Here is an 18,074-nt window from a genome sequence, read left to right as displayed (position 1 = left end):
GATGCCCTGTCAGTCATCACTGTACGGTAATTTCCTTCTTGAACCCGATGCGGTTTTCTCTGCGGCTTTTGCCATCGCCTCTGCTATCTCTGCACATTCCGCCAGTCCCTGAACAAAAGGGTGATCGTGCATCAGCCACGGGATTGCGCCAAATGCAATGCGTCCGCGAAGCGTTTCCGGCGCTTTTAACGTGTAATCCTCGCCAATATCCGGGATCTCATCGCCCGTCGCCTGTAGCTGCTTGCGCAGCGTCGGGAAGGGCAGATCTTTTGTTTTAAGCGGCTTTTGCCCGCGGGCATCAATAAAGACGTCGAAACGGTAGGTCGTCTCTTTTGTGGTGATGACCGTCTGCGCGCTGCCAATATCCAGCGTGTAATCATCACCCAGCGCCACAACGCTAATGATGCCGGCCTCACGAAGCGCGAGAAGCCTGCGAATGGATTGCGGGGGAATGGCGGCATAGTTGTCGATAAAGACGCGTGCCAGCCCGTTTTTAAAGCGTTCAGCGTCCTCCTCGGTAAGATGAGGAACCATCTCCTGAACCACTTCATGCAGCCGAAGCACGGTGTAGCGCCAGGCCACCGTGCGCCGGTCACGTTTGTTCCGCTCGACCTCATTCAGGTTCTCTTCAGCCCAGGTAAACGGACCGTGCTGTTTTCGATCCTCAAACCACGCTTCGCGAAGGCTGTCCGCCGTCTGCATGCGCAGCGATATTTTCTCACACCAGGCCGGGTCGGCGAGTTCAAGCTCTTTCACCATCAGGGCGAAAATGCGGTCAAGCAGACCGTCTGATCCTTTGGCGATTTCGGCTTCGAGTACCGATTCGGTTAATACCGACAGCGGTTCGTACGGAATAGGGCAGTAAAAATCGGCCTCTGGCAGAATCCCGGTCCTGGACATGAGTACAATTTTTAACGCTTCACTTCCTTTATCGAGGAGGAACGTGCCGTCGCGAAATTCACCGTGCTGCATGACCACGGCCATCGCCGCGTCTAGCCCGCTTAAGGATGTTCCCATAATACCGACGCGGCAGGGGCGGATGCGGGCATCCATCAACCCTGACCACGGGCTTGGGAAATACGCGCGCGTGGCTTCCTCTTCTTCTGGCCAGACATGCCCGGTGGCGATCACGGCGAGATCGAATCGTTCCGGAAACGGCGTGTCATTGACCGAAAGCGTCACGCCGGAGGAGGACGGGGCAACATCGGTGACGGTGGCAGACGTGTGGATCTCAACCTGAAATCCCCGTCTCTTAGCTTCCTGGACTATCGTCTGGAAACTGTCGCGAAAATACTCGCCCAGCAGAATACGGGGCAAAAACTGTCTGTCATGCAAGGCGGCTTTATCAACCTTAAAGCGCGCCAGATGGGCTTCACTCTGGCGCTTAAGCCAGTCGAGGTAGGTCATAAAAAGGGGCGGGATCTCAATGCTGGCAATGTTGGCCAGCATCAGGCGAGAGTTATCGTCGTCGTTGTAGGGCATTCCCACGCCAGCTTCGTCTGCCTGTTCAAAAACGGAGACAGAGAGCGGCGACGCGTTCTTAAGAAGAGAATAAAAGGTGTAAATCCCTGTAGGGCCGGAGCCGATAATGGCGATTTTCTTCATCGACAGTCTTCCTGTTTTTTTTCCATAAGAAAAGCGTAGCAGGAGAATAATGATGAAATTGGGGTATTAAGAAAAATCAGGGCTTAAGAAGAGGATTTGCACCATTTCAGGACTGAAATGGTGCGTCCGAGTGGACTCGAACCACCGACCCCCACCATGTCAAGGTGGTGCTCTAACCAACTGAGCTACGGACGCAGAATGGTGCGTTCAATTGGACTCGAACCAACGACCCCCACCATGTCAAGGTGGTGCTCTAACCAACTGAGCTATGAACGCAACGTGTTGTCGGTGACAACGGGGACGAATATTAGCGGCACAGCATCGTTGAGGCAAGAGGGAAAATGCATTTTTCTCTCTGATTTCACGCGATTGCTTTATTACCGCGCAAAGTGAAGAGAAAGTAGCCGCCAGCTGGCGGCTACTGCGTATTTAACGTGCAGCGCGTTGCAATATTACCGAGGATGACTGGCGTTGCAGGAAGCGCATGCGCAGCATCATCATAATTGCCGCAGAGGTTAAGCCGATGATAAAGCCCATCCAGAATCCTGCCGGCCCCATGCGGTCAACCACCAGATCGGTAAGCGCCAGGATATAACCACACGGCAGACCCAGCACCCAGTAAGCGATGAAGGTGATAAAGAAGATCGAACGCGTATCTTTATACCCACGCAGTACGCCGCTGCCAATCACCTGTATGGAGTCGGAGATCTGGTACACCGCGGCAAGCAGCATCAGATGGGATGCCAGCGCCACCACTTGCGGGTTGTCGTTGTAAAGCAGGGCAATTTGCTCACGCAGCGTGATGGTAAACAGTGCCGTACAGATGGCCATACAGACACCGACGCCAAGCCCCGTGCGGGCCGCCGTTTGCGCATCCAGCGTCGAACCTTGCCCCAGACGAAAGCCCACGCGAATGGTCACCGCTGCGGCCAGCGACATCGGCAATACGAACATCAGGGAACTGAAGTTCAGCGCAATCTGGTGACCGGCTACGTTCACAATGCCGAGCGGAGAAACCAGCAGGGCGACCACGGCAAACAGCGTCACTTCAAAGAACAGCGCCAGCGCAATCGGCAGGCCTAACTGCACCAGACGCGTCATGATGTTCCAGTCCGGCGTGCTGAACGAACGTTCATTGCGGATATCGCGCATTGAACGAGCACGTTTCACATAGGAGATCATACTGAAGAACATCACCCAATAGACAGCAGCCGTCGCCACGCCGCAGCCGACGCCGCCGAGCTCCGGCATACCGAAGTGACCATAGATGAAGATGTAGTTCACCGGAATATTCACCAGCAAGCCGATAAAGCCCATCACCATTCCGGGCTTGGTTTTCGCCAGACCTTCACACTGGTTACGCGCGACCTGGAAGAACAGATAGCCAGGCGCACCCCACAGCAGGGCCCGCAGGTAGCCGACGGCTTTGTCAGCCAGTGCCGGGTCAATATTATGCATGGCGCGGATGATATGACCGGCATTCCACAGCACAACCATTATCAGCACGGAGACAAACCCTGCCAGCCAGAACCCCTGTCGAACCTGATGGGCAATACGTTCACGTCGCCCTGAGCCATTTAGCTGAGCGATAACCGGGGTGAGGGCGAGCAGCAGGCCGTGGCCAAACAGGATGGCCGGAAGCCAGATCGAGGTGCCTATTGCCACGGCGGCCATATCGGTGGCGCTGTAGCCACCCGCCATTACCGTATCCACAAATCCCATTGCGGTCTGGGCCACTTGCGCGATGATCACTGGTATAGCCAGTGCCAATAACTGGCGCGCTTCATTCATGTACTTCTGCACGTGAACACCTTTATATTCTAGTTATTTGAGAGACTAAAAAGGCCGCCGTAACTGGCAGCAAGAAGAAAATGCAGGGGGGTGCCAGCTATTGTAGCGGGGTTTAACTATTTATCTAGTGAAAAAATCGCCACAAAATGCGCTCCGCTGGCAACCTGTTTTTCCAACTGTTATTGTGGTGGGATTAAACGGTGTCACCACCGTCCGGAAAAAACAGGAGTTGTGAGCATGTTTACTGGTATTGTGCAGGGCACCGCCAAAGTGGTGTCCATTGATGAAAAACCTAATTTCCGAACTCATGTGGTTGAGCTTCCGGAATATATGCTTGATGGCATTGAAACTGGCGCCTCGATTGCACATAACGGCTGTTGCCTGACGGTAACCGAAATTAACGGTAACCAGATTAGCTTTGATTTAATGAAAGAGACGCTGCGCATCACCAACCTGGGCGAGCTGGTGGTGGGGGATACCGTAAACGTAGAGCGTGCGGCCAGGTTCAGCGATGAGATTGGCGGCCATCTGATGTCAGGCCATATTATGACCACCGCGGAAGTGGCGAAGATTGTCACCTCGGAAAATAACCGTCAAATCTGGTTTAAAGTGCAGGATCCTTCATTAATGAAATACATCCTGTATAAAGGATTTATTGGTATTGATGGGATTAGCCTGACGGTTGGGGAAGTGACGCCGACCCGTTTCTGCGTGCATTTAATTCCTGAAACTCTCCAGCGTACAACCCTGGGGGCGAAAAAACTGGGGCATCGGGTTAATATCGAAATCGATCCACAGACTCAGGCGGTTGTGGATACCGTTGAGCGGCTGTTGGCGGCAAAAGAAGCCGCAATAATAAAGACCGCAGAAGAAGAATAAAATGAACCCCGGATATCCGGGGTTTTTTTTAGCGTGCGACCCGCAAACCGTGTTCTATCCCTCGGCTGAAAACAACCTGCCAAAGTTGAATATCACGCGCGCGAAAGGCGCCTGCGCAGGCATTGAGATAATAGCTGAACATCCGTTTAAACCGTTCAGAATAGTTGTCCGCAATTTCTGGCCAGGCTTCCTGGAAACGTGAATGCCATGCCATCAACGTGGTGTCATAATCCGCGCCAAAGTTATGCCAGTCTTCCATAATGAAATGAGGTTCACTGGCGTTAGCAATCTGGCGAACGGACGGCAAACAGCCATTCGGAAAGATGTATTTGTTGATCCACGGATCGACGTTATTGTCGGTGCGCTTAGAACCAATGGTGTGCAGCAGGAAGATGCCGTCAGGTTTCAAGTTACGGTCCACCACGCTGAAGTAGGTGTCATAGTTTTTCGGCCCCACGTGTTCGAACATGCCTACGGAGACTATGCGATCAAACTGCTCGTTCAGGTCGCGATAATCCTGAAGGCGAATATCCACATCAAGGCCCTGGCAGCGCTCCCGTGCCATTTTTTGCTGTTCAGCTGAAATGGTCACACCGACCACGCTGGCACCATAATGCTTCGCCATAAAATAGGCCAGACCACCCCATCCACAGCCGATATCCAGCACACGCATGCCCGGCTGTAGCTGCAGTTTTTCACAAATCAGACGCAGCTTCGCCTGCTGGGCTTCTTCAAGGGTTGAGGCCTCTTTCCAGTAGGCGCAGGAATATTGCATGAAAGGATCGAGCATGCGGCTGAACAGGTCATTACCGAGGTCGTAATGCTCCTTGCCGACGATCCATGCCCGTTTTTTGCTTTGCAGATTAAACAGCCGGGCGGAGGCGACACGTAATGTATCTTTCAGATTACGGGGGAGCTGGTTTTCCAGACCGGCGCGTAAAACGCTGGAGAAAAACATATCCAACCGTTCACACTCCCACCAGCCGTCCATATAACTTTCCCCCAGGCCTAACGATCCCTCTCGCAATACGCGTTTAAAAAAGTCGGGATGCTTAACCTGTGGATCGGATGGCGAAGATCCATTAATAGTGATGCCTGCGCGACCTAACAGTTCACTGACGATCCGGGACCAGTTATCGTCCGGAACGCTGACTTCTTCTATACACGATGAACTCATAGCTTCTCCATCACCTTACTGTGATCAGAACCTTCAAACAGCGTAGACGCTTTTTATGGTTTGTGAGAAATCTCACGGTATTTCCCCGTGAGGCTAGTATCCGACGTAGAACAGAGGAAGGGAGATAACCCTTGCCGAAATGCCTTCCATGGTAAAACGGGAGCGCTCCGGCTCCCGTTAACACTTAATATTTATCGTATTTAATCGAACCAAATTTAGTATAGGCCTCAAAATTTGGTGATTCAATAGAAAATTCTTAGCAACCTAATCACTGATATTTAACATAATTTCTGGCGCGATTATGCATGCGAGGTTTTCACCTCTGTGCGGTCATCCTGCTCACGTTGTGCCGCAGACTGCATACGGTATCCCAGAAGGGCCAGCGCAACCGTAACCAGCATGACGCTGGTGGTGGTCAGGAGCGGCGTGGCAATCAGCGCAGAGACCACCAGGCTTGCCAGGAAGCACAGACCCAGCTGCAGGGTATTCTGAAGCGCGGCCGCACGGCCTGTTGCCTGTGGGAACGGACGTAACGCCTGGGCTACGACGATAGGGTAAATCGCACCGTTCGCCACGGCCATCACGCAGAAGGGAATCAGAATTTCTGCCAGACCTGCGCCCGGGATAAAGCCAACAGCCCAGGTGGCGATCACGCTCAGCGCGTAGAGTACCAGCAGCCAGGGCAGCATCTGCTGACCTTCCCATTTTTGCAGCGCCGCGCGACAGCCATAGCCCCCGACCAGAAACGCGATGGTCTGCGGGACATAGCTCAGACCGATGGCGGCCGGGCTGTAACCCATATCGTGAAGAATGAACGGCGAACCGGTCAGCCACGCGAAGAAACTCGCCGAGCAGGCGGCATAAATCAGGACATTACCGCGGTACGCTTTGGTGCTCAGCAGAGAGGTGAAGGTCACCGGTGTCGTGTCGGCAGGCGTCTCTTTCTTATGTGCCGCCTTGAGTGTGAATGCCGGGATCATCAGGACCAGCGTGATGGCAAACAGCGTAGCGAAAATGGCCTGCCAGTCGAAATGCGCCAGGATCCAGCTCCCGAGCAGCGGGGCGAGGGCAGGCGAAAGCCCTACCAGCGGCATAATGGTGGCGAAAATGCGGTTTGTACGGTTGGCCGGATAGTAGTCGGTGACCAGCGCCTGCCAGGTCACCGCGGCAGCACAGACGCCAACGGCCTGCACGAAGCGCAGTACCAGCAGCCAGGTTGCATCGCGTACCCATAACATTCCCAGACAGCCGACGGCAAAGATAGCCAGCCCCAGCAACAGCACCGGTTTACGGCCAAAGCGGTCAGAGAGCGGCCCCCAGAGCAGCTGCGCGAAGGCAAAGCCCGCGAGGAATAAGCTCAGGCTGGCGCTGATGGCTGCCGCCGGGGTCTGTAAATCTTCCTGCATTGCGGCGAAGGCGGGCAGGTACATATCAGTGGCTAAAAAGCCCAGCACGCTTAAACCACCGAGCCAGACTAAAAATCCTTTCCTGGGTTGCATTGTTTTTTTCTCCTGAGGGAGGCAGGTCTATGTTTGCGCAGAGTGTAGGGAGTGCAAAGCAGCTTGTGAAACGCTAATATTTGGCGAGTGCATTCAAAATTTTTGCAGGCAGAAAATGTGGTCAGATTATTCTCTTGAAGTGGTCGATGCTGTTGCGCGCAACGGCAGCTTTAGCGGTGCAGCGCAGGAGTTGCACCGCGTCCCCTCGGCAATCAGCTATACGGTGCGTCAGCTTGAAGAATGGCTGGCCGTTCCGCTGTTTGAACGGCGTCACCGTGATGTGGAATTAACGCCCGCCGGGGCATGGTTTTTGAAAGAAGGGCGTTCTGTTATCAAAAAAATGCAGATCACCCGCGAACAGTGTCAGCAGATCGCTAACGGCTGGCGAGGACATCTTTCGATTGCCGTGGATAACATCGTAAAACCGGAACGTACCCGGCAGATGATTGTCGATTTCTATCGCCATTTCTCGGATGTCGAATTGCGGGTATCCCAGGAAGTGTTTAACGGCGTCTGGGATGCGCTGGCGGATGGCAGGGCAGAGATGGCGATCGGTGCCACGCAGGCGATCCCGGTCGGGGGACGCTTTGCCTTTCGCGACATGGGCATGCTCAGCTGGAAATGTGTGGTGGCAAGCGATCATCCGCTGGCGGCCCTGGACGGGCCGCTCAGCGACGAAACGCTCCGTAACTGGCCCTCGCTGGTGCTGGAAGATACCTCGCGTTCGTTGCCCAAACGCATTACCTGGCTGCTGGATAACCAGCGACGGGTGGTTGCGCCGGACTGGGAATCCTCAGCAACATGCCTCAGCGCAGGGCTGTGCGTTGCCATGGTTCCTGGCCATTTTGCACGGCCCCGAATCGACACCGGTGAATGGGTTGAACTGACGCTGGAAAATCCTTTTCCGGATGCGGCCTGTTGCCTCACCTGGCAACAAAATGATGTGTCGCCCGCAATGGCCTGGCTTCTGGATTACCTGGGAGACAGTGAGACGCTTAACCGGGAATGGCTACGGGAGCCAGTATAACTGGCCCCGTAAAAGATTAACGACGATAGTCGCGGAACGGACCATCCGCAACGGAACGGCGTTCGATAAGACGCGGGTGAACTTCAATGGACTGAGACTCTTCACGCTTGTTGACGATCCTGTCCATCAGCATATTGAAGGCCGTTTCACCCAGCGAGTCTTTTGGCTGGTGGATGGTGGTCAGCGCCGGGGTAAAGAAGCGCGCGTTGCGCACGTTGTCATACCCGATCACGGAAATGTCCTGCGGCACGCGCAAACCCAGTTCATCGGCGGCACAGAGAGCACCCATCGCCATAATGTCACCGCCACAGAAAACGGCTGTCGGGCGATGCGGCTGGGAGACAATCTGCTGCATTGCGCGGTAACCGGATTCCGGTTCAAAGTCACCCTGCACGATCCAGTTTTCCGGCACGGTAATCAGCGCCTCTTCCATTGCTTTCATAAACCCGGCCAGACGCCCGGCTCCGGTGTTGCGCTCCAGTGGACCCGGGATCACACCAATCTCACGGTGACCGCGTTCAATCAGATAACGGCCTGCCATATAGCCGCCTTCAAACGCGTTATCGATGACGGAGTCGGTGAAGTCTGCACGTGCTTCGCCCCAGTCCATGACCACCATAGGAATATGGCGGTACTCTTCCAGCATGGAAAGCACGGACTCCGGATACTCTGAACACATCACCAGCAGGCCATCCACACGCTTTTGCGCCATCATGGAGAGATAAGCGCGCTGTTTTTCAATGCTGTTCCACGCGTTGCCCAGAATCAGGGTATAGCCTTTCTGGAAGCAGTTTTTCTCGACCGCTTCAATGATCTCGGCAAAATAGGCCGCTTCACTGCTGGTTGCCAGCAAACCAATGGATTTGGTGTGATTAACTTTGAGGCTGCGCGCCACCGCACTCGGTGAATAGTGTAATTCTTTGATTGCCGCCCAGACGGCGTTGCGCGTCTCTTCCGCCACAAAGCGGGTTTTGTTAATTACATGTGATACGGTTGTAGTGGAAACGTTTGCGCGTTTTGCTACGTCTTTAATTGTTGCCATTAAATGTCACTCCAGACCATATCCTAAACTCCTGAAAAACTTGAAGGTAAACGTTTGCCTTCTCTCACCTTTATCACGCAATCTTGAATTGCGGCACGCCGGGAAAACGACACAGGACGTCAGGAGGGGGTCAATGGCCGGTACGCTAATAAATTTAGCGTGGAATTTTGTCCTATCTTGATGAAAAGGGGAAGAGCTAAAGTGGTTATCAGTTTAAATCCAGGAAGATTTTTGAACTAAACTGTGTAAAAATGAGCAGGCTCACTTTTCGTGGGGAGATTAAAAGGAGAAAAATTGATGAGCTACGATCTGAAGTTTTCGCTGGTGACCACCATTATTGTACTGGCTCTGATTGTTGCGGCGGGTCTGACGGCTGCATTGCACTGATTTACACGGAGGGAGATCTCTCTCCCTCTCAGTTTTCCTGATTGTTACGCCTGCGGCAAAAATCTTTTGCCAATTTGTTAACTTCTCATTTTTTGTGATTGATGTCATGCTTTCGGCTTCTTTGTTCTGTTTCACGACATGACACGGCATCCGGAGTTGACGCATGAAAATCAATTTTCCCCTGCTTGCCCTGGCGATTGGCGCTTTTGGGATTGGCACCACTGAATTCTCCCCGATGGGGTTACTGCCTGTTATCGCCCGGGGCGTGGATGTTTCTATCCCGGCGGCCGGGATGCTCATCAGCGCCTACGCCATTGGCGTGATGGTGGGGGCACCGCTCATGACGCTTCTGCTTTCACACCGCGCGCGCCGCAATGCGCTGATTTTCCTGATGGCGATATTTACGCTGGGCAACGTGCTCTCCGCGATTGCGCCGGATTACACCACCCTGATGTTGTCCCGCATTCTAACCAGCCTTAACCACGGCGCGTTCTTTGGGCTGGGATCGGTTGTGGCCGCAAGCGTAGTGCCAAAACACAAGCAGGCGAGTGCCGTGGCAACCATGTTTATGGGTCTGACGATTGCCAACATTGGCGGTGTACCTGCCGCAACCTGGCTGGGTGAGGCGATCGGCTGGCGCATGTCGTTCCTGGCGACGGCCGTGCTGGGTGTTATCGCCATGGTGGCGTTGTACTTCTCCTTGCCGAAAGGCAGCGCTGGTGAACGTCCTGACGTCCGCAAAGAGCTGTCGGTACTGATGCGCCCGCAGGTGCTCTCCGCGCTGTTGACCACCGTACTGGGTGCGGGCGCCATGTTTACTCTGTACACCTATATTTCACCGGTGTTGCACGATATCACCCACGCGACGCCTCTCTTTGTGACCGCGATGCTGGTGCTGATTGGTGTCGGGTTCTCTATAGGCAACTATCTCGGCGGGAAATTCGCCGATCGTTCCGTGAGCGGGACGCTGAAAGGCTTTTTAACGCTGCTGATTGTCATCATGATCGCCATTCCATGGCTGGCGCGTAATGAAGTCGGGGCGGCGATGGCGATGGTTGTCTGGGGGGCTGCGACCTTTGCCGTGGTTCCGCCGCTGCAGATGCGCGTGATGCGCGTTGCCCATGAGGCACCGGGTCTCTCGTCGTCGGTCAATATTGGCGCGTTTAACCTTGGCAATGCGCTCGGTGCCGCTGCCGGTGGTGCCGTCATTTCTGGCGGCCTGGGATACAGCTTTGTGCCGGTGATGGGGGCGATAATTGCCGCACTCGGCCTGCTGTTAGTGATGATGTCTGGCCGTAAACAGCCGGAAGCAGCGTGCGCTGCTAAATAATAAAAAAACGCAGAAGGGCAAACCCTTCTGCGTGTCTCTTACGCGGCGAAGTTCTTCGCCACAAACGCCCAGTTAACCAGTGCCCAGAAGTGCTCCAGGTAGTTCGGACGCGCGTTACGGTAATCAATGTAATAAGCGTGTTCCCAGACGTCCACGGTCATCAGCGGCGTTGCGCTGGTGGTCAGTGGCGTACCCGCGTTCGAGGTGGAAACGATAGCCAGTTTGCCATCCGCGTCTTTCACCAGCCACGTCCAGCCAGAACCGAAGTTCTTGACTGCAGCATCCGTAAACTTCGCTTTAAAATCAGCAAAGCTGCCAAATGCCGCGTTAATCGCGCCAGCCAGTTCACCCGTAGGTTCGCCGCCTGCATTCGGTGCCAGGCAGTGCCAGTAGAAGGTGTGGTTCCACACCTGAGCGGCATTGTTAAAGACACCGCCCTCTGAACTGCGGACGATCTCTTCCAGCGTTTTGCCTTCAAAATCGGTGCCCTTGATCAGGTTGTTCAGATTGGTGACGTACGTCTGGTGATGTTTGCCGTAGTGATACTCCAGGGTTTCCGCAGAAATGTGCGGGGCCAGGGCGTCTTTTGCATATGGTAGTGCAGGTAATTCGAACGACATTGCTTCTCTCCTTATTGTTTTTTATGTTGCCAATAACCACACAGACAACAGGGACAGGATAGCAAATTGAAAGGGTATGCAAAAGAGGAACTTACCCTGCCACGGCTGTGGCAGGGCAGGGGTTAGCGAATGGTTTTTGGCGTCATCACGCGGCGTGCGCCGACATAGTGACGTACCCAGTAGTCTTCACTGAGAGAGGTTATCTGGATGTCCTGCCCGCTACGTGGGGACTGGATAAATTTCCCGTTGCCTACATATACGCCAACGTGGTCAGCCGTGCCGCGCCCCTGAGTGCGGAAGAAGACGAGATCGCCATTCTCCAGTTCACCGCGGTTGACCGGTGACGCGTCGCGCAGGTGATACATCTCATTGGCGGTACGTGGAATTCGGAACTTCACCAGATCTTTATAGGCGTAATAGACGAGGCCGCTGCAGTCGAAACCGGTACGCGGTGAGCTGCCGCCCCAGCGATAGGGTTTGCCGATCTGCCCCATCAGTTTATTCAACGCCGTTTTTTGCGCTTTCTGCACGCGAACCTTATGCACTTCCGCTATTTTCGTGACCTTCGTGCATTTCGCTTTATGACCTTTGCGGGGGATGCATTTTTCCGTCACGAGATTAGCTGCAGTTTGCGAGGCTTTGCTTTTGGTTGCGTGGGCAGTGCGGGAAGGTTTTGTTTTCGTCTTGCTGGAGGCGGTCTTTTTAGTCTGGGTGGTGGTCTTTTTCTTGTCGTTCTTGCTGGTGGTTTTTTTCTTACGGTCTGTGGTTTTGGCCAGATGCGTTTTTTGTACAGCAGAGTGCCGCGCCTGTTGAGAGGCGTTCGCCACTGGCGTGAAAGTGAGTGTTGTAAACAGTAAAGCACAGAGCGTGATCGAGATTTTATTTATCCGCGCCACTGGGCAGTCCCCTGATAAATGCAGGTCATCAATAATACCCGCGAATGATTTACAAAGCCCGTCGATTCTAATCTATAAAAACCCGATAAGTTAATAGCATTTTTCAATCTACAATCCTGTTTCGTTAGCAAGTGCAAAAAAATTCATCAATCTGTCGCACTATTGTTCACTCCCTAAACAAAACCCTGAGTGCCGCAGGGTTAAACACCATTTGCAATGCAACTTTTCATCACTCGCGGTAAAATAAGAAAGACGTGACAAAAATGTTATTTTCCGATGGCAGTCTGAACCGCTACAATGACAGACGAATGCCGTAACAGAAGTTAAAGGAAGCAAGACATGAGCACCACTATTGAAAAAATCCAGCGCCAGATCGCTGAAAACCCGATTCTGCTGTATATGAAAGGTTCTCCGAAGCTGCCAAGCTGTGGCTTCTCCGCGCAAGCGGTTCAGGCGCTGTCTGCCTGTGGTGAGCGTTTTGCTTACGTTGATATCCTGCAGAACCCGGACATCCGCGCTGAGCTGCCTAAATACGCTAACTGGCCGACGTTCCCACAGCTGTGGGTAGACGGTGAGCTGGTCGGCGGTTGCGATATCCTGATCGAAATGTATCAGCGCGGCGAACTGCAGCAGCTGATCAAAGAAACGGCTGCGAAGTACAAAACGGAAGAGCCAGACGCGGAGTAAGTTATCTGCGAAGACAAAAAAGCGACCTCATGAGGTCGCTTTTTTTTATTCTTCACTGTCACCCATCGGCAGCGGCCAGCCGCCCAGACGCTTCCAGCGGTTCACAATTTCGCAAAACAGCTCCGCCGTCCGCTCGGTGTCATAAAGTGCGGAATGCGCCTGCGTACCGTCAAACTCAATGCCTGCCGTAATACAGGCCTTTGATAATACCGTTTGTCCCAACGCCAGACCGCTCAGTGCCGCGGTATCGAAGGTCACAAACGGGTGGAAAGGGTTACGCTTGAGCGACGCGCGCTCGGCAGCGGCCATGGTAAAGGTGTGATCGAACGTGGCGTTATGCGCCACCATAATGGCGCGGCTGCAGTTGCTCTCTTTCATACCTTTACGCACCATTTTAAAAATGGCGTGCAGCGCGTCATATTCACTTACCGCACCACGCAGCGGGTTATGCGGATCGATGCCGTTAAAGGCCAGCGCTTCGGGCTGTAAGTTGGCCCCTTCAAACGGTTCAACGTGGAAATGCAGCGTGGTGTCCGGTGTAAGCCATCCCTGTTCATCCATCTTCAGCGTGATGGCGGCAATTTCAAGCAGCGCATCGGTTTTAGCGTTAAATCCGGCTGTTTCAACATCGATCACAACAGGATAAAAACCACGAAAACGGTCGCACAGACCGCTAAATTGAGCGTTATCGGACATCAGGGTCTCTTACATGGGGAAAAAAGCAGTGCGCATTATGGCAAATTTTGGATGGGGATGCAGTAAAAGTACGGGCGCATGTTGCGCCCTGCGGGATCAGTTGCCCAGACCGCGACCAGCGTCTTTGGCTTCAATCAGCTCGATTTTGTAGCCGTCCGGATCTTCAACAAACGCGATCACGGTGGTGCCGCCTTTGACCGGGCCAGCTTCGCGCGTCACGTTACCGCCGTTGCTGCGAATACGTTCACAGGCTTCGGCTGCGTTGTCCACTTCCAGCGCGATATGACCATAAGCGGTGCCCAGCTCATAGCTGTCCACGCCCCAGTTGTAGGTCAGTTCGATGACCGCTTCGTCCGTTTCCGGGCCGTAACCCACAAACGCCAGCGAGTATTTATATTCCGGGTTTTCGCTGGTGCGCAGCAGTTTCATACCCAGTACGTTAGTGTAGAAATCGACAGAACGTTGCAGATCGCCAACGCGCAGCATGGTGTGAAGTAGGCGCATAATTTCCTCATTAACCAATGGAATAGAATATCTATTTGAACAGAAACGATGTTTTAGTATAGCGGCGAAAGGTCGCCGCTATCAATGAGCAATGAAGAGATTACAGGGTAGGGTAGTCGGTATAACCTTCAGCGCCGCCGCCGTAGAAGCTTTCCGGACGCTGAGGGTTCAGCGCGGCTTTCTGCTGCAGACGGGCGACCAGATCAGGGTTAGCGATAAAATCGCGACCAAATGCAACGGCGTCGATCAAACCTTTGCTAATCAGATCTTCAGCTTTCTCAGGGGTATATGCACCTGCACCGATGATCACACCGTGGAAGCGTTCGCGTACTTTCTGACGGAAGGCTTCAGTGTAAGGCTGACCACCGGCCCAGTCTGGCTCGGACATATGCAGATACGCGATACCCCGTTTTGCCAGCTCTTCAATCAGATAAAGGGCATCCGCTTCTTCGTCCGGGCCGTTATCAACGTTCTGGAAAGAACCAATCGGGGAAACGCGGATACCAATGCGGTCCGGGCTCCACTCCTGACATACGGCATCCACCACTTCCAGCACCAGGCGCGCACGGTTTTCAACGCTGCCGCCGTACTGGTCGGTACGATGGTTAGAGGACGGTGACAAGAACTGGTGCAGCAGATAACCATGCGCGGAGTGCAGTTCAACCAGGTCGAAACCGGCTTCACGCGCATTCGCCACGGCCTGGCGGAAATCGTTAACAATCCCCGGGATCTCGTCCAGTTCAAGAGCGCGCGGCATAGACGTATCAACGCGGATCGCATTGCCGTTTTCATCACGCAGGGAGGTGCGGGTGTTCGCGCTCAGGGCAGAGGCGGAAACCGGTGCCTGACCGCCAGGCTGGATGCTGCTGTGAGAGATACGACCGGTATGCCACAGCTGGACCGCAATACGCCCCTCTTCAGCGTGAACGCCAGCCGTGATTTTTTTCCACGCGGCAATCTGTTCCGGGCTGTGCAGACCTGGTGCGCCAGCGTAACCCTTAGCCTGAGCAGAAATCTGAGTGGCCTCGGTGATGATCAGGCCAGAGCTTGCGCGCTGACGGTAATATTCACCCATCAACGGGGTAGGGATATCACCCGGCTCAATGCTGCGCAGACGGGTAAGCGGGGCCATGAACACACGGTTTGGCGCGGTAACGGCACCCACTTTCAAGGGGGTAAATAATTTTTCAGCGGACATAAAGGCTCCTGAGTAGACCAGTCGTCTAGTAATTACGTAAATAAAAACGCCTGCTATACGCGAGGCGTAGTAATGCTGCTTTTTACATGTGCCAGTGCGCTTTCAAGCGGCACCGCACTGCGAGAAATCTTGGCCTGCAGGTTCGCGCCTAACCAGAGGGCGTATAAAACCTGCGCCTGGGTTAAGGGTTCGCCGGGAAAAATCAGCGTTTTTTCATCGCGGCCTTTCTCCAGCGCCTGTGCCATGAGGGCGATAACCCCGCGGGCCCCTTTATCCATTGCTGTGCGCATATCTTCTGAAAGATCGCACACTTCGGCAGAAAGTTTTACCGTCAGGCAACCGCTGATGATGCCCTGCTGACAGAACTGGTTCAGCGTTTCCTGATAGAAGTGCAGAACACGATCGCGATAATTACCTTCGCCCGTGGCAAAGTGCGCTGCCAGGCGCTGATGGTAGCTGGCATAGTGCCGCTCCAGCATTGCCACGCCAAACGCCTCTTTGGACCGGAAGTAGTGATAAAACGACCCCTTCGGTACCTCAGCGGTTTTTAATAACTCGCTCAACCCCATACCGGTGAACCCGCGATGCATGCAAAGTCGCTCGCCGGTCGCCAGTAAATGTTCTCGGGTATCGTGTTCTGTATTTCTGCTCATGGCCGCACTCTAATAGACCGTTCGGTCTATTGCAAGCGTGTTCAGTGGCGACATGCGTTCAGAATATCCAGCTGCTGTTGATAAACCTTTGATTTAATGTCCATCATACCCAATACGGTAGAGAACAAATTGTCCTGCGAAACCGCATTTTTTGCTGCATAGTCACGTAAACACTGCGCGTTGACGCCGAAATTTTTCGCATAGTCTGGTGATAACCAGAACATAAACGGAATGTGCGTTTGTTGCTCTGGTGCCAGCAGATACGGCGTGCCGTGCAGATAAATCCCGCTTTCGCCCAGCGACTCCCCGTGATCCGAAAGATAAATCAGGGCGGTATTCATGCTCACCTGACGCGCTTTCAGGGCATCGATGGTTTTGCTGACCATGCTGTCGGTATACAGGATGGTGTTGTCATAGGTATTCATCAGCGCCTGGTGATCGCAATCCTGAATTTCATTGGTATCGCAGGTTGGCGTAAATTTGCGGAAATTATCCGGATAACGGCGATAGTATGCCGGGCCGTGGCTGCCCATCAGGTGGATGACCAGTACGGAGTCCTGCTTCAGGCCATCCAGGACATTGTCCAGACGGGTGAAGTTCACATCGTCAATGCAGGAGTTGTCTTTGCAGAACTGATCGAGTTTCCACTGGGTCATGTCGGTATGGGGAACGCGATCGCAGGCGCCTTTACAACCGCCATCATTGTCACGCCACAGCATATTGATCCCCGCATGGGCGAGCACGTCCAGCAACCCTTCCTGGTGATGGGCCAGGTCGGCATCGTATTTACTGCGCGTCATACCGGAGAACATGCAGGGCACGGAAACGGCTGTTTCGGTGCCGCAGGAGGAGGCCTGCGGGAAGTTAATCACATCCTGCTTTTTCAGCTCGGGGTTTGTTTCACGCCCGTAGCCATTCAAGGAGTAGTTCGCGGCGCGTGACGCTTCGCCGATGACCAGCACCAGAACGGTTTTCTTTTGTTGGCCTGCAATCAGCGGCCCTTTATGGGCATCTTCACCGATCCGGACCAGTGTTTGATCGCCTGCAAACCAGCGCATTTTGCTGTATTTGACCATCGCGCTGACATAGTTAGCGGGGGTCACCATTTTGACGATGCTTTTGTTATTGCGAAACAGCGACGCGTAGTCTTTATAAAACAGGGCGGCGATGAGGATGATAACCAGCAGGGCGCCGAGCATTGCGGCAAAACGGGTCAGCAGGGCGTACCACCATTTCCCGGTGCGAATGCGGATCATGGCCAGCACCACGGACGGAACAAGACCGGCAACGACAATCCACAGGATCATCTGCGGCGTCACCAGGGCAGTGGCTTCCTGAGAGTTGGTTTCGAACACGTTAACAATCATGTTCTGATCGATAACCGCGCCGTAGGTATACATAAAGTAAGTCGCGGCGGCGCATCCGACGGTCAAGACAATCAGCAGCGGCTTACGGATAAACGGGATATTAAGCAGACTAAAAACAATGACCCAGCCGCAAAACAGCACCAGTGGAACGGACGCGGCAAAGAGGACGTCATGGATATGCGCGGGCGCGATAATTGCCCAGCTACGCTGAATAAACAGCGCGTTTAATACGGTAAAGAAAAGTGCACAGCCCAGAGTAAATTTTATATCGTTACATTGTAACTTTTTAATTAGCCACATCGATCAGAAAACCTGCAATTTTAATGATGGGGCGAGTATAGAGAACGAAGATTAGTGAAACCTTAATGCCACAAAACTGTGGTAAAGCCCTTGCACGCGGGACGTTTACCGTCTTCACTGTAGGTGATAGTCGTTATCGGGAGGTGAGTGTGGCAGAGCAACTGGAGTTTTTCCCCATCCAGAGCCCGTGCCGGGGTATTTGTCAGGTGGATGAACGCGGATATTGCCGTGGCTGCATGCGCACGCGCGATGAGCGTTTTAACTGGCAACACTTCAGCGACACGCAGAAACAGGAGGTGCTCCGTCTCTGTCGACAGCGACTTCTGCGCAAAATACGCGCAAACAAAGCCGGTGACACCGAAGAACCCCAGCAACCTTCACTGTTTTAACACGGTAATTGCGTATACTCATGACAT

The 18,074-nt window shown here is 53.7% G+C and carries 18 protein-coding genes and 2 tRNA genes; 6 read left to right on the top strand and 14 right to left on the bottom strand.

Features of this window, described 5'->3' with window-relative positions; translation table 11 throughout:
• Positions 1-9: 9 nt before the first annotated feature.
• From L466_RS08425 to mdtK, 4 genes are all read right to left on the bottom strand, one after another.
• On the bottom strand, positions 10-1,605 hold the full coding sequence (locus tag L466_RS08425) for an FAD-NAD(P)-binding protein (protein WP_032681167.1): 1,596 nt from the start codon (positions 1,603-1,605) through the stop codon (positions 10-12).
• A gap of 118 nt (positions 1,606-1,723) precedes the next feature.
• Positions 1,724-1,800 (bottom strand) — tRNA-Val (locus L466_RS08430).
• A gap of 4 nt (positions 1,801-1,804) precedes the next feature.
• Positions 1,805-1,881 (bottom strand) — tRNA-Val (locus L466_RS08435).
• 153 nt (positions 1,882-2,034) lie between these two features.
• Positions 2,035-3,408, bottom strand: coding sequence for an MdtK family multidrug efflux MATE transporter (mdtK, locus tag L466_RS08440; RefSeq protein WP_032681166.1), 1,374 nt, complete (start codon positions 3,406-3,408; stop codon positions 2,035-2,037).
• A gap of 225 nt (positions 3,409-3,633) precedes the next feature.
• Between mdtK and L466_RS08445 the strand changes: the two genes are divergently transcribed.
• Complete coding sequence (locus L466_RS08445) at positions 3,634-4,275, top strand: riboflavin synthase (RefSeq protein WP_020884345.1); 642 nt, start codon at positions 3,634-3,636, stop codon at positions 4,273-4,275.
• 28 nt (positions 4,276-4,303) lie between these two features.
• Here L466_RS08445 and cfa read toward each other — a convergent pair whose 3' ends face one another.
• Positions 4,304-5,452 carry a cyclopropane fatty acyl phospholipid synthase gene (gene cfa / locus L466_RS08450; RefSeq protein ID WP_014169766.1) on the bottom strand — a complete coding sequence of 383 codons (1,149 nt, stop codon included), beginning with the start codon at positions 5,450-5,452 and terminating at the stop codon, positions 4,304-4,306.
• Between the two features lie 299 nt (positions 5,453-5,751).
• Positions 5,752-6,951 carry a purine nucleoside transporter PunC gene (punC, locus tag L466_RS08455; RefSeq protein WP_032678015.1) on the bottom strand — a complete coding sequence of 400 codons (1,200 nt, stop codon included), beginning with the start codon at positions 6,949-6,951 and terminating at the stop codon, positions 5,752-5,754.
• A gap of 115 nt (positions 6,952-7,066) precedes the next feature.
• On the opposite strand from punC, the gene punR reads away from it, so the two are divergent.
• A complete protein-coding gene (gene punR, locus L466_RS08460) occupies positions 7,067-7,978 on the top strand; it encodes a DNA-binding transcriptional activator PunR (protein ID WP_032681165.1) in 912 nt (303 codons plus the stop codon).
• A gap of 16 nt (positions 7,979-7,994) precedes the next feature.
• On the opposite strand, the gene purR is transcribed toward punR, so the two are convergent.
• Positions 7,995-9,020 carry an HTH-type transcriptional repressor PurR gene (gene purR, locus L466_RS08465; protein WP_010430302.1) on the bottom strand — a complete coding sequence of 342 codons (1,026 nt, stop codon included), beginning with the start codon at positions 9,018-9,020 and terminating at the stop codon, positions 7,995-7,997.
• A 297-nt stretch (positions 9,021-9,317) separates the two neighbouring features.
• On the opposite strand from purR, the gene L466_RS23690 reads away from it, so the two are divergent.
• Positions 9,318-9,407, top strand: coding sequence for a cytochrome bd-I oxidase subunit CydH (locus tag L466_RS23690; protein ID WP_050594876.1), 90 nt, complete (start codon positions 9,318-9,320; stop codon positions 9,405-9,407).
• Positions 9,408-9,570: 163 nt separating this feature from the next.
• Complete coding sequence (locus tag L466_RS08470; protein WP_020884342.1) at positions 9,571-10,737, top strand: MFS transporter; 1,167 nt, start codon at positions 9,571-9,573, stop codon at positions 10,735-10,737.
• Between the two features lie 38 nt (positions 10,738-10,775).
• Here the strand turns inward: L466_RS08470 and sodB are convergent, their stop codons facing one another.
• Positions 10,776-11,357, bottom strand: coding sequence for a superoxide dismutase [Fe] (gene sodB / locus L466_RS08475; protein ID WP_020884341.1), 582 nt, complete (start codon positions 11,355-11,357; stop codon positions 10,776-10,778).
• Between the two features lie 122 nt (positions 11,358-11,479).
• The gene (locus L466_RS08480; protein WP_014169773.1) at positions 11,480-12,253 is read right to left on the bottom strand and encodes a C40 family peptidase; all 774 of its coding nucleotides are present in this window, start codon (positions 12,251-12,253) and stop codon (positions 11,480-11,482) included.
• A 339-nt stretch (positions 12,254-12,592) separates the two neighbouring features.
• Between L466_RS08480 and grxD the strand changes: the two genes are divergently transcribed.
• The gene (gene grxD, locus L466_RS08485; RefSeq protein ID WP_003832760.1) at positions 12,593-12,940 is read left to right on the top strand and encodes a monothiol glutaredoxin 4; all 348 of its coding nucleotides are present in this window, start codon (positions 12,593-12,595) and stop codon (positions 12,938-12,940) included.
• A gap of 45 nt (positions 12,941-12,985) precedes the next feature.
• Here the strand turns inward: grxD and rnt are convergent, their stop codons facing one another.
• The 5 genes from rnt to eptA form a co-directional block, all read right to left on the bottom strand.
• On the bottom strand, positions 12,986-13,636 hold the full coding sequence (gene rnt, locus L466_RS08490; RefSeq protein ID WP_014169774.1) for a ribonuclease T: 651 nt from the start codon (positions 13,634-13,636) through the stop codon (positions 12,986-12,988).
• Positions 13,637-13,732: 96 nt separating this feature from the next.
• On the bottom strand, positions 13,733-14,140 hold the full coding sequence (gene gloA, locus L466_RS08495) for a lactoylglutathione lyase (RefSeq protein ID WP_020884340.1): 408 nt from the start codon (positions 14,138-14,140) through the stop codon (positions 13,733-13,735).
• A 100-nt stretch (positions 14,141-14,240) separates the two neighbouring features.
• Positions 14,241-15,338, bottom strand: coding sequence for an alkene reductase (locus L466_RS08500; protein WP_020884339.1), 1,098 nt, complete (start codon positions 15,336-15,338; stop codon positions 14,241-14,243).
• 53 nt (positions 15,339-15,391) lie between these two features.
• Positions 15,392-15,991 carry a TetR/AcrR family transcriptional regulator gene (locus tag L466_RS08505; RefSeq protein ID WP_032681164.1) on the bottom strand — a complete coding sequence of 200 codons (600 nt, stop codon included), beginning with the start codon at positions 15,989-15,991 and terminating at the stop codon, positions 15,392-15,394.
• 41 nt (positions 15,992-16,032) lie between these two features.
• Complete coding sequence (gene eptA, locus L466_RS08510) at positions 16,033-17,658, bottom strand: phosphoethanolamine transferase EptA (RefSeq protein WP_032681163.1); 1,626 nt, start codon at positions 17,656-17,658, stop codon at positions 16,033-16,035.
• 149 nt (positions 17,659-17,807) lie between these two features.
• Between eptA and L466_RS08515 the strand changes: the two genes are divergently transcribed.
• A complete protein-coding gene (locus L466_RS08515) occupies positions 17,808-18,047 on the top strand; it encodes a DUF1289 domain-containing protein (RefSeq protein ID WP_020884337.1) in 240 nt (79 codons plus the stop codon).
• Positions 18,048-18,074: the final 27 nt, after the last annotated feature.

Origin of the sequence: Enterobacter sp. BIDMC 30, assembly GCF_000534355.1 — a bacterium.
GTDB lineage: Bacteria > Pseudomonadota > Gammaproteobacteria > Enterobacterales > Enterobacteriaceae > Enterobacter > Enterobacter ludwigii.
This window is presented reverse-complemented; position numbering and strand designations above follow the sequence as displayed.

Bases quoted from the DNA above. Each gene is read 5' to 3' on its own strand.
- L466_RS08425 (WP_032681167.1), bottom strand. From the start codon at position 1,605: ATGAAGAAAATCGCCATTATCGGCTCCGGCCCTACAGGGATTTACACC.
- L466_RS08445 (WP_020884345.1), top strand. From the start codon at position 3,634: ATGTTTACTGGTATTGTGCAGGGCACCGCCAAAGTGGTGTCCATTGAT.
- cfa (WP_014169766.1), bottom strand. From the start codon at position 5,452: ATGAGTTCATCGTGTATAGAAGAAGTCAGCGTTCCGGACGATAACTGG.
- punC (WP_032678015.1), bottom strand. From the start codon at position 6,951: ATGCAACCCAGGAAAGGATTTTTAGTCTGGCTCGGTGGTTTAAGCGTG.
- punR (WP_032681165.1), top strand. From the start codon at position 7,067: ATGTGGTCAGATTATTCTCTTGAAGTGGTCGATGCTGTTGCGCGCAAC.
- purR (WP_010430302.1), bottom strand. From the start codon at position 9,020: ATGGCAACAATTAAAGACGTAGCAAAACGCGCAAACGTTTCCACTACA.
- L466_RS23690 (WP_050594876.1), top strand. From the start codon at position 9,318: ATGAGCTACGATCTGAAGTTTTCGCTGGTGACCACCATTATTGTACTG.
- L466_RS08470 (WP_020884342.1), top strand. From the start codon at position 9,571: ATGAAAATCAATTTTCCCCTGCTTGCCCTGGCGATTGGCGCTTTTGGG.
- sodB (WP_020884341.1), bottom strand. From the start codon at position 11,357: ATGTCGTTCGAATTACCTGCACTACCATATGCAAAAGACGCCCTGGCC.
- grxD (WP_003832760.1), top strand. From the start codon at position 12,593: ATGAGCACCACTATTGAAAAAATCCAGCGCCAGATCGCTGAAAACCCG.
- rnt (WP_014169774.1), bottom strand. From the start codon at position 13,636: ATGTCCGATAACGCTCAATTTAGCGGTCTGTGCGACCGTTTTCGTGGT.
- gloA (WP_020884340.1), bottom strand. From the start codon at position 14,140: ATGCGCCTACTTCACACCATGCTGCGCGTTGGCGATCTGCAACGTTCT.
- L466_RS08500 (WP_020884339.1), bottom strand. From the start codon at position 15,338: ATGTCCGCTGAAAAATTATTTACCCCCTTGAAAGTGGGTGCCGTTACC.
- L466_RS08505 (WP_032681164.1), bottom strand. From the start codon at position 15,991: ATGAGCAGAAATACAGAACACGATACCCGAGAACATTTACTGGCGACC.
- eptA (WP_032681163.1), bottom strand. From the start codon at position 17,658: ATGTGGCTAATTAAAAAGTTACAATGTAACGATATAAAATTTACTCTG.